Here is a 13,261-nt window from a genome sequence, read left to right as displayed (position 1 = left end):
TCCTTTTTTAATCGATGGCTATGAGTTTGCGGCTTCGTTTAAGCCACGCACTGACGCGATAAACTGTTTGAACTCAGGTGTTTGCGGATTAGCAAACAGCGCACGGCTCTCGCCCTGCTCCCAGACGGTGCCCTGATGCATAAACACCACCCGATCACCCACTTCGCGGGCAAAGTTCATTTCATGTGTGACCAGCACCAGCGTCATTCCTTCTGCCGCCAGCTGCTCCAACACTTTTAAGACTTCCCCTACCAGCTCGGGGTCGAGAGCCGAGGTAATTTCGTCACACAGCAATACTTTTGGATTCATTGCTAACGCGCGGGCAATCGCTACACGCTGCTGCTGGCCGCCAGAAAGATTGGCCGGATAGTAATCAACCCTGTCGGCAAGGCCGACTTTGGTCAACATCTGAATCGCCAGCTCGCGGCACTCAGCGGCGTTTTTACCCAACACGCGGCGCGGCGCCAACATCACGTTTTCCAGCGCGGTCATGTGCGGGAACAGGTTAAAGTTTTGGAAAACCATGCCCACGGAACGGCTGATATCGCGCGCCTGTGAATCGCGGCTGGTGATGGTCATGCCGCCCAGTTTGATGCTGCCGTCCTGATACGCTTCAAGGCCGTTCATACAGCGCAGCAGCGTACTTTTCCCCGATCCGCTGCGACCGATGATGCAAATCACCTCTCCACCTTCGATATCCAGATCCACGCCTTTCAGTACATGGTTCTGACCATAAAATTTTTGAACCTGATTAATTGTGATCAGCGGCATTACTTTTTATCTCCAAGCAATGTTCTTTCCAGATAATGACTGTAAAGAGAGAGTGGATAACACATCAGGAAGTAGCCACAGGCGACTAGCCCAAAGACTTTAAAGGGTTCGTAGGTCACGTTATTGAGCATTGTTCCGGCCTTGGTCAGCTCAACAAAGCCGATAATTGAGGCCAGCGCGGTGCCTTTGATGACCTGCACCAGAAAACCAACGGTAGGCGCGATAGCAATACGCAGCGCCTGCGGGGTGATCACCCGCCACAGCGTTTGGCCAAAAGTCAGGCCGAGGCAGCGGCAGGCTTCCCACTGACCTTTAGGCAGCGCGTCAATACTGCCGGACCAGATGTCCACCAAATAGGCGCTGGAATAGAAGGTCAACGCAAAGGCGGCGGCGGTCCACGGGCTGACGTTAATACCAAACAGTCCTAGGCCAAAGAACGCCAAAAACAGCTGCATCAGCAGCGGCGTGCCTTGGAAAACCTCAACGTAGACGCGCACCACGTTTACCAGCCAGCGGCGGCGAGTCAGGCGCATTAAAATAAGCGGGACAGTAACCAGCGAGCCACCAATGAAAGCCACCAGCGACAGCATAATCGTCCAGCGTGCGGCGAGCAGCAGGTTGCGCAGAATGTCCCAGTCGGTAAACGTCATCATCAGCTGTAACTCCCAAAGAAGCGGCGTCCGGCAATCAACAACAGCTGACGCATGACAATCGACAGTGCCAGATAGAACAGCGTACACACAAAATAGGTTTCGAAACTCAAGAAGGTCCGAGACTGAATCAGGCTGGCGACAAAGGTCAATTCCTGATATGAAACCTGCGAAACCACTGAAGATCCGAGCATCACGATGATGCACTGGCTGACCAGCGCCGGATAAATACGTTTTAACGACGGTGGCAAAATCACCCTAAAAAAGGTCTGACCAGGGGTCAGGCCCAGCACGCGGCCCGCCTCCCACTGCCCTTTCGGCGTTGACTGAATTCCGGCGCGAATAATCTCGGTGCTGTAAGCCCCGAGATTAATCAGCATCGCCAGCAGCGCGGCTTCCCCGGCAGTCATTTTCAACCCCAGGCTCGGTAAACCAAACACGATGAAGAACAGTTGCACCACAAACGGCGTATTGCGGATCACTTCAACATACACGCCCCAAACGCGGCGCAGCGTTACATTGTTGCCGCAGCGAATCGCCGCGCCGCAAATGCCGATGGCGATGCCGCCAATCGTGGCCATGAAAGTCAGCTCAATGGTGGTCCATAAACCGCCCAACAGCTGCGGCAAATAGGGCCATAGTGCACTGAAATTAAGCTGATACGTCATGATGGTTCTCCGTTGCACACGCTGATTTTACTCATTGTTCTTACTCACAGCTTTTACTTGAAAAGGATCAGGCACCCAGATTGGCTGGCAGAGGGGCTTTCATCCATTTTTCAGACAGGCTATTCAGCGTCTTATCTTTCAAGGCTTCATCAATTAGCCCATCGACTTTCGCCTTCAGCGCAGGCTCATTTTTACGCATGCCGATAAAGCACGGAGAGTCTTTCAGCAATACTTTTGATTCCGGCGCTTTTTGTGGATTCTGACGAGCAATGGCGGCAACGACCAGATTTCCGGTAGCGATAAACTCAACCTGTCCGGACAGGTACGCCGACAGGGTAGTGTTATTGTCTTCATAACGTTCGATTTTTGCATCTTTCGGTGCAATGTCTGTCAGAACCAAGTCTTCAACTGCGCCGCGGGTCACGCCGATAGACTTGCCGGAAAGCTGCTTAACATCGCTCAACGCATCGCCTTTAGCCCCGAAAACGCCGAGGAAGAACGGCGCATAAGCTTTGCTGAAGTCGATGACTTTTTCGCGTTCAGGGTTTTTGCCCAGACTGGATATAACCAGATCGACCTTATCGGTTTGCAAGTAAGGAACGCGGTTGGCACTGGAAACAGGCACCAGCTGCAACTTAAGTTTCATTTTATCCGCCAGGTAATGCGCCATGTCGATGTCATAACCCTGTGGCTGCATGTCAGTACCAATCGATCCAAAAGGCGGGAAGTCCTGCGGGATAGCGACGCGCAGAACGCCGCGCTGCTGGATTTCCTGCAGCTGATCGGCCAATACCAGCGGTGCCTGAACCATCAACATCGCTGCACCTACCCACGCCAACAACCGTTTGTTCATTTTCATTTGTGATTCCCCGGACTCATAGTTTGTGAAACGATAGATTCTTATGCCACACATTCTGCAACTAATGTGCCAAAAAATAAAAATGTGCCGGACTCACTGGCAATATCGCGATACATAAAGGATTAAGGGTAATAAACGGCTAAGGATAATGAGGCGTAATCACCCCAAAACGGAGCAGCAGCGCCAAACTCCAACGGGTGCAATGCACTTTAAGTGTGCGAAAGCACCAATTTAGGGCTTTATTGTGAACGAATTAGCGCTGTTCCAGCTCGTCAAGATCGTTATAGAGGTCGGTAATTTGGTGAATGCGCTGACGTCCAGAAGCCAGCATTTCATGCAGCAGAGCATTGCTGAGCAGATTGGCGATGCTCATGGCCGCCGAATAGGAGTCAAAGGCAGAAACGCTGTCGAGCGACGCAGAAAGGTGCCAGCGGGCCAGCGGGATAAGCGACTGTGCCTGAGGTTCACAGATAAGCAGCACCGGAACGTTCATCTGCTGAAGCTGAGTCAGAATAGCGCGGGCGGTGCGCGGACGGCGGCGAAACGCGATAAATATCACCACGTCCTGGGGAATTAAATCGACCAGTTCTTCAGCCAGCGTCTGCCCAGGCTGCGGCATAATCATCACCTGATCTCGCACTTGCAACAACTGCTGACGCAGGTGGAGCGCCACCGGATAACTGTTGCGCAGCCCCAGCAAACGGACCTGCCGCGCCAGACTGAGCGCAGTGATCACTGCCGTAAACTGACCGCCATCAATCTGGTTAATCCACTGGGTCAGGTTAGCCATTTCCTGCTTGTAGTGGCGAGACAGCAGCGTGTTGCCCTGCACCGCATCTCGGCTGTCGGTCAATGGCATGCCGCTCTGGCGCAGGGTGCGCACCTCATCGCGCATGTCGCGATAGCTCGGGTATCCCAAACGTTTGAACAGGCGACTGACCGTGGCTTTTGACACGCCGCTCAGGCGCGCCAGCTCGGCGCTGTTGTAGCTCATAAGGTCATCAATGTGATCGAATATAAAATCCGCAACCCGCTGTTCCTGCGGCGTAAGCTCGGCGTAATAGCCGCGCAGGCGTTCATCGATCTGTTTCATGTGCAGTTCCCTGTAACCAACGTTTCAGCCGAAGATATCATGACCTACAATTGCTGTAGCAAATAAATTTTTTCAATTTCGGCCGCTGCTTATGTTCACAGTTTCGTAAAAGATTAGCCATAAGCAGCCGATCTGGAACACCTCTTGCTTGTAATTAAGGGGAGTTAAGGTAAGAAGTTAGGCGAAGCAGTGACAGACATGGATTATCGAAATTGAAAAAAAGCAGCCAGATGAAAAGACTCAACCGTGAAATAAGGATGACGGCATGATTAACAGCAATAGCGCACCGCTTGGTATGGCGGTTACTCCTCATCATCTCGCCAGCCAGAGCGCGTTGGCGGTTTTACGGGAGGGAGGCAACGCCATCGAAGCGATGGTTGCCGCTGCCGCCACCATCGCCGTAGTTTATCCGCACATGAACGGTTTGGGTGGTGATGGTTTTTGGCTGATTGTACCGCCGCAGGGCAATCCGGTGGCCATCGATGCCAGCGGTGCCGCAGGTTCTCTTGCCTCTCTCGATTTTTATGCCGGCGAAAGCCATATTCCTCATCGCGGGCCAAAAGCGGCGTTGACCGTGGCCGGCACCGTAGGCGGCTGGCAGGAGGCGCTGAACGTGTCCGCCGAGTTGGGCGGTGAGCAAAAAACCGTTTCTCGCCTGCTGCGCGACGCCGTTCGCTACGCCGCTGACGGCTTTCCGGTTACGGCTTCTCAGGAGGCGGCGACGCACAGCAAGCGCCACGAGCTGGGATCTATGGCAGGCTTTTGCGAGGTATTTCTGCCTCACGGTCAGGTACCTCAGTGCGGGCAGCGCTTTACTCAGCCACAGTTGGCCTCGACGCTGATGCAGCTTTGCGAGGAGGGTTTGGACAGTTTTTATCGTGGCAATTTGGCCGACAGCCTGGCCGCAGACATGCAAAAGCTCGGTATGCCGCTGACCCGCGATGACCTGGCAGCCTATCGGCCACAGCGCCGCGTTCCCCTCAAACTCAAGCACAGCAAGGGCGAAATTTATAACCTGACGCCCCCTACGCAGGGTCTGGTTTCATTGGCGATCCTTGGCCTTACCGACCGCCTAAATCTTGAGGCGATGGATGAAGGTGCCACCATTCACAGCATCGTCGAAGCCACCAAGTTGGCGTTTGGCCTGCGCGACCGTTTTATCACCGACCCGCGCATTATGACTCAGGATGCTCAAGGACTGTTGGATCCCGCCTATCTCGATGCACTGGCGACGCGCATTAATCCTCATCGCGCCGCAGATTGGGGTAAAGGCAAAGGCCCGGGCGACACGGTTTGGATGGGCGTGATGGACAGCAGTGGTTTGGCGGTATCGTTTATCCAAAGTATTTATCATGAATTTGGCAGCGGCGTGGTGTTACCGAACAGTGGCATCATGTGGCAAAACCGTGGTGCTTCCTTCAGCCTCGACGCCGACCATCTGCTGGCACTGGCACCGGGCAAACAGCCGTTCCATACGCTAAATCCTGCCGCTGCGCGCCTGTATGACGGGCGAACGATGGTTTATGGGGCGATGGGCGGAGACGGTCAGCCGCAAACCCAGGCGGCAGTGTTTATTCGCCACGTGGTACAGGGAAAACCGTTGCAAGAGGCGATAACCGGACCGCGCTGGCTGCTGGGCCGCACCTGGGGGCAAAGTTCCGATTCACTTAAGCTTGAGAGCCGATTCAGTCACGCCACGCTGGCAGGACTTCGCCAGCGGGGTCATGAGGTCGAGATGCTGCCTGAATTTAGCGAAGCCGTCGGGCACGCAGGGGCGATTGTGCGCCACACCAACGGTATGTTCGAGGGTGCTTCGGATCCACGCAGCAACGGCAGTGCAGCGGGTTTTTAAAGGTGAGTGGGGGCGTTTGTTTCCCCCACCCTAGCCCTCCCCCAAATGGGAAAGGGATCCAATTCAAGAAATGCCCTCGCACATGATGAGGGGATAAAAATGAAGACATTCCCCCGTAATTAATTTGGGGATTAACAGACAGGAAAAAACGATGAAAACCACACCTTCTGCGCCTCCCGCTGATTGGGCGGCGTATATCAGCCAGATGGAAGCCGTATTAGCCTTGGAGCTTGACGATGCACGTCGTCAGGAGTTACTTGTCCAGTTCACCCGCATTGCCCAGATGGCACAACCGTTGATGGACCTGCCGCTTGACCCGCGCCTCGAGATTGCCGGGGTTTATCACGCATGAAACCTTTACACGAAAGCAGTATTAGCGATATCCAGCAGGCGCTCAAAAACGGGGATGTTTCTGCCCGCGAAATTGCCCGACAAACGCTCGATAATATAGAAAAAGCCGACCCAACACTCAATGCCTACACCCACGTAACCGGCGAACGTATGCTGTGTGAAGCGGCCAAAATCGATAAACTACGCGCCAGTGGCAGCACCTTACCTCCGCTTGCGGCGGTGCCTTACGCGGTTAAAAATCTGCTTGATGTCACCGGGCAAGTCACTCTGGCCGGAGCCAGCCTTAACAGCAGCAATCCGGTGGCAAAAGAGGATGCCTGGACCGTCGCCCGCTTGGCCGAAAACGGTGCGCTACTCTCCGGCATGCTAAACATGGACGCCTACGCCTACGGTTTTACCACTGAAAATAGCCACTATGGTGCCACGCGAAATCCGCGAGATCGCGCGCGCATTGCCGGCGGCTCTTCGGGCGGTTCCGCCGCTGCCGTCGCCGCCGGGTTGGTGCATTTTACTTTGGGCAGCGATACCAATGGTTCTATTCGCGTCCCTTCTTCGCTAAGCGGCATCTTAGGGCTTAAGCCGACCTTTGGCAGAGTCTCGCGCCGCGGCAGCCAGCCTTTTGTCGCTAGCCTCGACCACCTTGGCCCGATGGCGCGCAGCAGCAGCGACCTTGCGCAGGTGTATGATGCAATGCAGGGCATCGACGTCGCGGATGCGTTTCAGGCAAAAAAACCGACCAGCGAAACCTTTTCTCAACTTGCGCGCGGCCAGCAAGGCCTGCGCACCGCGGTACTCGGCGGTTATTTCAATACCTGGTGTGACGATAATGCCAAGGATGCGGTAAAACGTGTGGCTCAGGCGCTTGAGGCGCAGGAGGAAATTGAAATGCCACAGGCCGAGCTGGCCCGCTCGGCGGCGTTTATCCTTACTGCGTCAGAAGGCGGAAACCAGTATTTGCCTTTGCTGCGCACTATTCCCGAGCAGTTTGAACCGCTTTCGCGCGAGCGCCTATTAGCCGGTGCAATGATACCCGCGGCATGGTACGTTCAAGCGCAGCGTTTCCGTCACCAGTTCCAGCAGCAGGTGTTACCAATGTTCGAACACTGGGACATTTTAATCGCGCCTTCAACCCCGTGCCCGGCAACGTTAATCGGCCAGGAGAGCATTGAAATCAATGGCGTCTCGCTGCCAACCCGCGCCAGCATGGGCATGCTGACTCAACCAATTTCGTTTCTTGGATTACCGGTGGTTTCTGTGCCGCTAATTACCGCCGGTGGCTTGCCCATCGGACTGCAGCTGATAGCTCCGCCGTGGCGCGAAGACCTGTGCCTGCGCGCAGCCTGGGCTTTGGAACAACAGGGGATCGTCAGTGTCAGCAGCTCGATCATTCGCTGATTGCCTGATTTACACTCTTTTTTGCAGAAGATAGAGATCAATATGAAAACTGAAAATGTCGATCGTCCGGCGATTTTGGCTGAGGTTAATGCGGCTTTTTATCGCTATGAACAGGCGCTGATTACCAACGACACCGTGGTTTTGGATGAGTTATTTTGGCATGACCCCCGCACCGTTCGCTTTGGGGCCGGAGAGAACTTATACGGCATTGATGCTATTCGCGAATTCCGCGCCTCACGTCCGGCGCAGGGGCTGGAGCGTGATTTGCAAAACACGGTGATCACCACTTACGGCGACGATATGGCGATTGCCAGCACTGAGTTTCGCCGCGAAGGCAGTGAGAAAACCGGTCGACAGATGCAAACCTGGATTAAGATGCCGAGCGGCTGGAAGATAGTCGCCGCACACGTGAGCCTGATGATTTAACCCCTGCACCCGTCTTGGGATGAGAGGTTTCCGCCCTTCCCCGTTTATTCAGCGGGGAAGGCAGGAATGGGGTGCCGCGATAATCCGACCAGAGCAACTCAGAGCTGTTCCAGCAGCAGGTCTATGGCCAGCAGCATTCCCTGCGAACTAAAGGTGTGCGCCTGCCCCGGCTGCAGAGATAAAAGCGACGTAGCCTGTGCCGCCAGTGGTGAATCCGCCAAGGCAATAGCGACCACGCCCGCACCGCAGTTCAAAGCATGCCCGGCAATCTCGGGCAACAGCCCGTTTTCATCACTTAACGACAGCGCCAAAACCGCATGCTGCGCCGTCAGGCCTGAGGCGCTGATGCGCATTAATTCAGGGTCGTTAAACGCATAGGCAGGATAACCCGCGCGTAACAGGCTATTTTGCAATTCGCTGGCAAACAGCGTACAGCGGCTTTCAGTACTAAAGATATAGACGCCTTTATTGGCCGATGATATTAGCGTGGCAGCCCTGATAAAGGCCTGTTCGTCGAACTGCTGCAGCTGTTGATGAACGCTGTGCTCGCGCTCACCGATTTTACCAATCCAACCCGCCGAGCCTTTGCTGGCCGATTTTTCTGGCTGCTGAGCCATATAGCGAGAGCCCACCGCGCTGGCCTGCGCCAGTTTCATGCGCAGGTCGCGGATATCGTCACAGCCCATTGATTTAGCAAAACGCGTGATGGTTGCCGGACTCACGCCCGCCTGCGAAGCCAGCTGTTCAATGGTTGCCGATGAAGCAAAAGCCACATCATCGAGAATGGCTTGTGCCACTTTGCTTTCCTGCTGGCTGAGCTGGTTTTGCTGCGCGCGAATCTGATAAATGATGTCGCCAATGTCTTCATAGCCGATGGATTTAGCAAAACGGCGAAGTATTTCCTGACTTACCCCAGGCATTTTACCGATTGAAGCCGCTGAGGCGAAGGCAATGTCCGTTCCCCCCAAAACGGGCTTTGAAACGGGAGTATCGGTGCTATAAGTCAATTTCTGTGCCCGCATATGGGTCATAAAGTCGTTAACATCCTGACAGCCGAGCGAGGTGGCAAAATGCGCCACCGTGTCGGTGCTAACGCCCGCACGCGATGCCAGCTGTTCTAGCGTGGCAATCGATGCAAACGCCGGATTTTCCAGGATGACTTTGACGACTTTGTTTTCTTGTCGACTGAATTGCCCCTGCAAGAATTGAATTTGATAAACAATATCCACCGCTGAGTTGCCCTTTTCTTTCGTCGGCCATGCACACAGGCCATCGACTGCTCACATTGTTCATAACTCAGCCTACCAAATCGGCATGATTTTCACACAGCATAATTCCCTATGAGCCAGACTACCAAAATGAAAATAATTTTCAAAGACCTTTAAAGCCAGGGTAAAAACTTTGTGATCTACATCACCACGAAATAACACAACCAATTGATATTGATGATTTTTTTGATAAATACTTTTTTCTTGTAAAAATAAAACTAATCTCAGATCACATTCATGAAAAAAAATTTCACGACAAAAAAAGGCTCATCACATTGTTTTAATTGAGATTTAATCGTTATCATAATTAAAACCTATGATTTAGCCTATTTACTTCATCTCTACGCTAGCGTTTTATATTTCCACAGCCGATGAGGTTTAATAAAAGGGAATTCATTTTATGCAAAAAATTTTTCTATGCTGTGCGGCCGGTATGTCTACCAGCATGCTGGTTCAAAAAATGAAAACAGAAGCCACCAAGCGACAATTATCTATCGATATTGAAGCCGTACCGGTGGCTGAATTCGAAAGAATTATTCTGTTGGCCGATGTCGTAATGTTAGGACCGCAGGTGAAATATGAACATGCCCGCCTGTCTGATATTGCTGCACGTCACGGCAAACAGGTTGAAGTTATTAATATGATGGATTACGGCACGATGAGAGGGGATAAAGTATTAGACCAGGCCTTAAGCCTTATTTCTTAATTCTTATCACTCGTAAATAGAAAATCTTTTCTCAAGGGCAGGACAATATTTATCTGGCCTTCGAACAAGGGGACTGTGTGACTCTGGAAAATAGTATTCTTGAAAGTGTTAAACTCGACGTTACTCATTTCGATTCTTTTGATCTCGAAAATAAAGTGATGGAATTATTAGTGCAGGCCGGAAGTGCTAGAAGCACGCTTCTTTCAGCGCTCAGAGAAGCAAGAAACGATAACATTACACAGGCACTCAGTCTCATCGAAGAAGCAACGTTATTTATTTCTGCCGCGCATAAAATTCAGACCGAATTAATTGGTATGGATGAAGGCTCAGGGAAAGTTCCCGTGAGTTTAATTTTGGTCCATGCGCAAGACCATTTGATGAACGCCATGCTTATTCAGGAATTAGCCAGCGATATGATCGAACTCTATCGCCGTAACCCGCAAGGAGATTAATATGACCAAAATTACTGTTATCGGCGGTGGCAGCAGCTATACGCCAGAACTCGTTGATGGACTGATTCAGCATCACGGCGAGATTGGCATCACCGAACTGGCACTGGTAGACGTAGAGGCGGGTCGTGAAAAAGTACAGGTCATTGCCGAGCTTACCCGCCGCATGTTTATCCGCAACGGCCTTGAGCAAATCAAAGTAACGGTTCACTTTTCTCTTGAAGAAGCCATTCGTGGCTCAAGCTTCGTGCTGACTCAGCTGCGGGTAGGCCAACTTGCGGCGCGTGCGGCAGACGAGCGTTTAGGTCTTAAGTTCAACATGCTGGGTCAGGAAACCACCGGCGTTGGCGGCTTCGCCAAGGCGCTGCGGACTATTCCGGTGATGCTCGAGGTCGCTAAAGCGGTTGAAGAATTGGCCCCTGACGCCTGGATAATCAACTTTACCAATCCGGCAGGCATCGTTACCGAAGCCGTCAGCCGCTACAGCAAAGCGAAAATTATCGGCCTGTGCAATGTGCCGGTCCATATGCATCATATGGTCGCCAACATGCTCCAGGCACCCTACGACGACGTCGAGCTGCGTTTTGCCGGTTTGAATCACATGGTTTGGGTTCATCAGGTAACGCTTAAAGGGCAAGACGTGACTGAATCCGTTATCGAGCGGTTGTGCAACGGCGAAACGTTGACGATGAACAACATTAAAGATACGCCTTGGCCACCGGCTTTCCTGCGGGCGCTGGGCGCCATTCCGTGCCCGTATCATCGCTACTTCTATCAAACAGAAGCGATGCTGGCTGAAGAATTTGAAGCCGCTGCCGAGCGTGGGACGCGCGCCGAGCAGGTCATGAAGGTCGAAGCCGAACTCTTTGCTCTGTATGCCGACCCTCATCTGGCCGAAAAGCCTGAGCAGCTTAATTTCCGCGGCGGCGCATTTTATTCCGAAGTGGCGGTGGAACTGATCCGCGCGATCCACAGTAATTCGGGTAAAGTGCTGGTGGTAAATACGCAAAATAAAGGGGCCATCATTGGACTGCCTTATGATGCAGTAATAGAAACTAACTGTGTGATCGACGCACAGGGCGCACATCCACTTTCATTTGGCCCTCTGCCTTCAGCCATGAATGGTTTAACGCAGCAGGTAAAAGATTTCGAACGCCTGACCATCGAAGCCGCCGTAAAAGGCTGCAAAAAAAGCGCAATACTGGCGTTGGTAACCAATCCATTAATTGGCAATGCCAATATTGCCGAAGAAATCCTGGAAGAAGTACTCACTATAAATCGTCGTTACTTACCGCAGTTTAATTAATCACATTTACCCTAGAGATTTCAGAATGAAATACAACGGGTAAAGGACAGGGGGGACTATGGCTAATATAAATATGTTGATAGAGCGTTACGTATTACCGGCGGCATTAAAAATTGCTGGACAAAAGCATATATTATCAGTTCGTGACGGCATTATTTTAAACATGCCCTTCATGCTGATTGGATCGTTCTTTCTTATTTTTGCCTATTTACCGTTCCCCAGCTATGCCAATTTCATGGGGGACGTATTCGGTGCAGCCTGGCGAGACAAGCTGCTTTATCCGGTAAAAGCAACCTACGACATTATGGCTATTATCTCCAGCTTTGGTATTGCCTACCGTCTGGCAGAGAAATATCGTGGTTTGGATCCCCTCAGCACCGGTGCTGTTTCTTTGGTGGCTTTTTTACTCACTATTCCCCAGCACACTTTATTTACGCCGGTGGTCAGTGCTGAAGCCATGATGGTGAAAGGCGTATTACCGATGAATTTCATCGGCAGTCAGGGGCTGTTTGTTGCCATTATTATTGCCCTGCTTTCAACCGAGATTTATCGCTTTGTTCACAGCCGGGATCTGGTTATTACCATGCCTGAGGGCGTTCCTCCAGCGGTAGCAAAATCGTTTCTGAGTCTGGTGCCAGGATTTTGCGTATTGGCGGTGGTGTTAGCACTGCGCCTTATCGTCGAGGCAACGCCTTTTGGCGATATTAATACCATGATCTCCACCATTATCGGCATTCCGATGCATCATATTGGCGGCACGCTGCCGGGCATGATTTTCTCGGTGATTCTAATCGGTTTGCTGTGGACGCTGGGCCTGCACGGTGATGCAATAGTGTTGGTATTCATTCAGCCAATTTGGCTGTCGAATATGTCCGAGAACTTGACGGCGTTTCAAACCAATCAGCCACTTCCACACATCATCACGCAGCAATTTTACGATTTGTGGATAGCCCCTGGAGGAACCGGCGCGCTGTTAGGGCTGGTGATCTTTATGCTAATCCGCAGCCGTAGTGCACAGATGAAACAGCTGGGTCGCATCGCGGCGCCGGGATGCTTGTTCAACATTAGTGAACCGATGGTGTTTGGTATCCCGCTGGTGATGAACCCGTATTTCTTCCTGCCGTTTATCCTCACGCCGGTGGTGCTGGTGATTGTCACCTACACCGCGATGGCAACGGGGTTAGTCACACCGCCGGTTGGAATAGCCCTGCCGTTTACCACCCCTATATTCATTAGTGGCTATCTGGCCACCGGTGGACATATTTCGGGCACGGTCATTCAGGTGGTGAATCTGGCAATCTCGATGGTGATTTACTATCCGTTCTTCCGCGTGTGGGACAGACAGAAATATCGCGAAGAACAGCATCATATTTCAACGCAGGCGGCGCAGGCCGGTACTGAAGCGATGGCAAAGTAATCGTCTTTTAAAACAATACAGCAGGTCGATCCCCAAACGGTTCGACCTGT

At 52.3% G+C, this 13,261-nt stretch carries 14 protein-coding genes; 8 read left to right on the top strand and 6 right to left on the bottom strand.

Annotated elements, in window-relative coordinates; genetic code table 11:
* Nucleotides 1-18: 18 nt before the first annotated feature.
* The 5 genes from GA565_RS06075 to GA565_RS06055 form a co-directional block, all read right to left on the bottom strand.
* Nucleotides 19-771, bottom strand: coding sequence for an amino acid ABC transporter ATP-binding protein (locus tag GA565_RS06075; protein WP_055781176.1), 753 nt, complete (start codon nt 769-771; stop codon nt 19-21).
* Nucleotides 771-1,421 (bottom strand): amino acid ABC transporter permease, encoded by a 651-nt coding sequence (locus GA565_RS06070; RefSeq protein WP_152201333.1) that lies wholly within the window; start codon nt 1,419-1,421, stop codon nt 771-773. Before GA565_RS06070 ends, GA565_RS06075 begins: the two co-directional genes overlap by 1 nt.
* Before the next feature lie 2 nt (nt 1,422-1,423).
* The gene (locus GA565_RS06065) at nt 1,424-2,089 is read right to left on the bottom strand and encodes an amino acid ABC transporter permease (RefSeq protein ID WP_152197736.1); all 666 of its coding nucleotides are present in this window, start codon (nt 2,087-2,089) and stop codon (nt 1,424-1,426) included.
* Nucleotides 2,090-2,156: 67 nt separating this feature from the next.
* On the bottom strand, nt 2,157-2,948 hold the full coding sequence (locus GA565_RS06060; protein WP_152197735.1) for a transporter substrate-binding domain-containing protein: 792 nt from the start codon (nt 2,946-2,948) through the stop codon (nt 2,157-2,159).
* 253 nt (nt 2,949-3,201) lie between these two features.
* Nucleotides 3,202-4,041: a MurR/RpiR family transcriptional regulator gene (locus tag GA565_RS06055; protein ID WP_152197734.1), complete on the bottom strand. Its 840-nt coding sequence runs from the start codon at nt 4,039-4,041 to the stop codon at nt 3,202-3,204.
* Between the two features lie 265 nt (nt 4,042-4,306).
* Between GA565_RS06055 and GA565_RS06050 the strand changes: the two genes are divergently transcribed.
* The 4 genes from GA565_RS06050 to hpxZ all read left to right on the top strand — a co-directional run bounded on the left by GA565_RS06050 (nt 4,307) and on the right by hpxZ (nt 8,065).
* Complete coding sequence (locus GA565_RS06050; protein ID WP_152197733.1) at nt 4,307-5,893, top strand: gamma-glutamyltransferase family protein; 1,587 nt, start codon at nt 4,307-4,309, stop codon at nt 5,891-5,893.
* A 151-nt stretch (nt 5,894-6,044) separates the two neighbouring features.
* A complete protein-coding gene (hpxX, locus tag GA565_RS06045) occupies nt 6,045-6,245 on the top strand; it encodes an oxalurate catabolism protein HpxX (protein ID WP_055781153.1) in 201 nt (66 codons plus the stop codon).
* Nucleotides 6,242-7,639, top strand: coding sequence for an AtzE family amidohydrolase (locus GA565_RS06040; protein WP_152197732.1), 1,398 nt, complete (start codon nt 6,242-6,244; stop codon nt 7,637-7,639). The genes hpxX and GA565_RS06040 overlap by 4 nt, the downstream gene beginning before the upstream one ends.
* A gap of 42 nt (nt 7,640-7,681) precedes the next feature.
* A complete protein-coding gene (hpxZ, locus tag GA565_RS06035) occupies nt 7,682-8,065 on the top strand; it encodes an oxalurate catabolism protein HpxZ (RefSeq protein WP_152197731.1) in 384 nt (127 codons plus the stop codon).
* 98 nt (nt 8,066-8,163) lie between these two features.
* Here the strand turns inward: hpxZ and GA565_RS06030 are convergent, their stop codons facing one another.
* Nucleotides 8,164-9,294, bottom strand: a complete 1,131-nt coding sequence (locus tag GA565_RS06030; protein ID WP_152197730.1) for a MurR/RpiR family transcriptional regulator — start codon at nt 9,292-9,294, stop codon at nt 8,164-8,166.
* Between the two features lie 439 nt (nt 9,295-9,733).
* Here GA565_RS06030 and GA565_RS06025 point away from each other — a divergent pair, with 439 nt between their 5' ends.
* The 4 genes from GA565_RS06025 to celB all read left to right on the top strand — a co-directional run bounded on the left by GA565_RS06025 (nt 9,734) and on the right by celB (nt 13,211).
* Nucleotides 9,734-10,039, top strand: a complete 306-nt coding sequence (locus tag GA565_RS06025; RefSeq protein WP_055781137.1) for a PTS sugar transporter subunit IIB — start codon at nt 9,734-9,736, stop codon at nt 10,037-10,039.
* A gap of 158 nt (nt 10,040-10,197) precedes the next feature.
* Nucleotides 10,198-10,491, top strand: a complete 294-nt coding sequence (locus GA565_RS06020; protein WP_152201331.1) for a PTS lactose/cellobiose transporter subunit IIA — start codon at nt 10,198-10,200, stop codon at nt 10,489-10,491.
* The gene (locus tag GA565_RS06015) at nt 10,487-11,794 is read left to right on the top strand and encodes a 6-phospho-beta-glucosidase (protein ID WP_304621434.1); all 1,308 of its coding nucleotides are present in this window, start codon (nt 10,487-10,489) and stop codon (nt 11,792-11,794) included. Before GA565_RS06020 ends, GA565_RS06015 begins: the two co-directional genes overlap by 5 nt.
* A gap of 73 nt (nt 11,795-11,867) precedes the next feature.
* Entirely contained in the window at nt 11,868-13,211 is a 1,344-nt protein-coding gene (celB, locus tag GA565_RS06010; protein ID WP_370518091.1) for a PTS cellobiose transporter subunit IIC, read from the top strand.
* The last annotated feature ends 50 nt before the right edge of the window (nt 13,212-13,261 follow it).

This window comes from Rouxiella sp. S1S-2 (assembly GCF_009208105.1).
Lineage (GTDB): Bacteria > Pseudomonadota > Gammaproteobacteria > Enterobacterales > Enterobacteriaceae > Rouxiella.
The sequence above is the reverse complement of the archived record's forward strand: the minus strand, read 5'-3'. Positions and strand labels throughout refer to the sequence as shown.

Excerpts from the sequence above, each read along its gene's own strand:
- GA565_RS06075 (WP_055781176.1), bottom strand. The coding sequence starts at position 771 with ATGCCGCTGATCACAATTAATCAGGTTCAAAAATTTTATGGTCAGAAC.
- GA565_RS06070 (WP_152201333.1), bottom strand. The coding sequence starts at position 1,421 with ATGACGTTTACCGACTGGGACATTCTGCGCAACCTGCTGCTCGCCGCA.
- GA565_RS06065 (WP_152197736.1), bottom strand. The coding sequence starts at position 2,089 with ATGACGTATCAGCTTAATTTCAGTGCACTATGGCCCTATTTGCCGCAG.
- GA565_RS06060 (WP_152197735.1), bottom strand. The coding sequence starts at position 2,948 with ATGAAAATGAACAAACGGTTGTTGGCGTGGGTAGGTGCAGCGATGTTG.
- GA565_RS06055 (WP_152197734.1), bottom strand. The coding sequence starts at position 4,041 with ATGAAACAGATCGATGAACGCCTGCGCGGCTATTACGCCGAGCTTACG.
- GA565_RS06050 (WP_152197733.1), top strand. The coding sequence starts at position 4,307 with ATGATTAACAGCAATAGCGCACCGCTTGGTATGGCGGTTACTCCTCAT.
- hpxX (WP_055781153.1), top strand. The coding sequence starts at position 6,045 with ATGAAAACCACACCTTCTGCGCCTCCCGCTGATTGGGCGGCGTATATC.
- GA565_RS06040 (WP_152197732.1), top strand. The coding sequence starts at position 6,242 with ATGAAACCTTTACACGAAAGCAGTATTAGCGATATCCAGCAGGCGCTC.
- hpxZ (WP_152197731.1), top strand. The coding sequence starts at position 7,682 with ATGAAAACTGAAAATGTCGATCGTCCGGCGATTTTGGCTGAGGTTAAT.
- GA565_RS06025 (WP_055781137.1), top strand. The coding sequence starts at position 9,734 with ATGCAAAAAATTTTTCTATGCTGTGCGGCCGGTATGTCTACCAGCATG.
- GA565_RS06020 (WP_152201331.1), top strand. The coding sequence starts at position 10,198 with ATGGAATTATTAGTGCAGGCCGGAAGTGCTAGAAGCACGCTTCTTTCA.
- celB (WP_370518091.1), top strand. The coding sequence starts at position 11,868 with ATGTTGATAGAGCGTTACGTATTACCGGCGGCATTAAAAATTGCTGGA.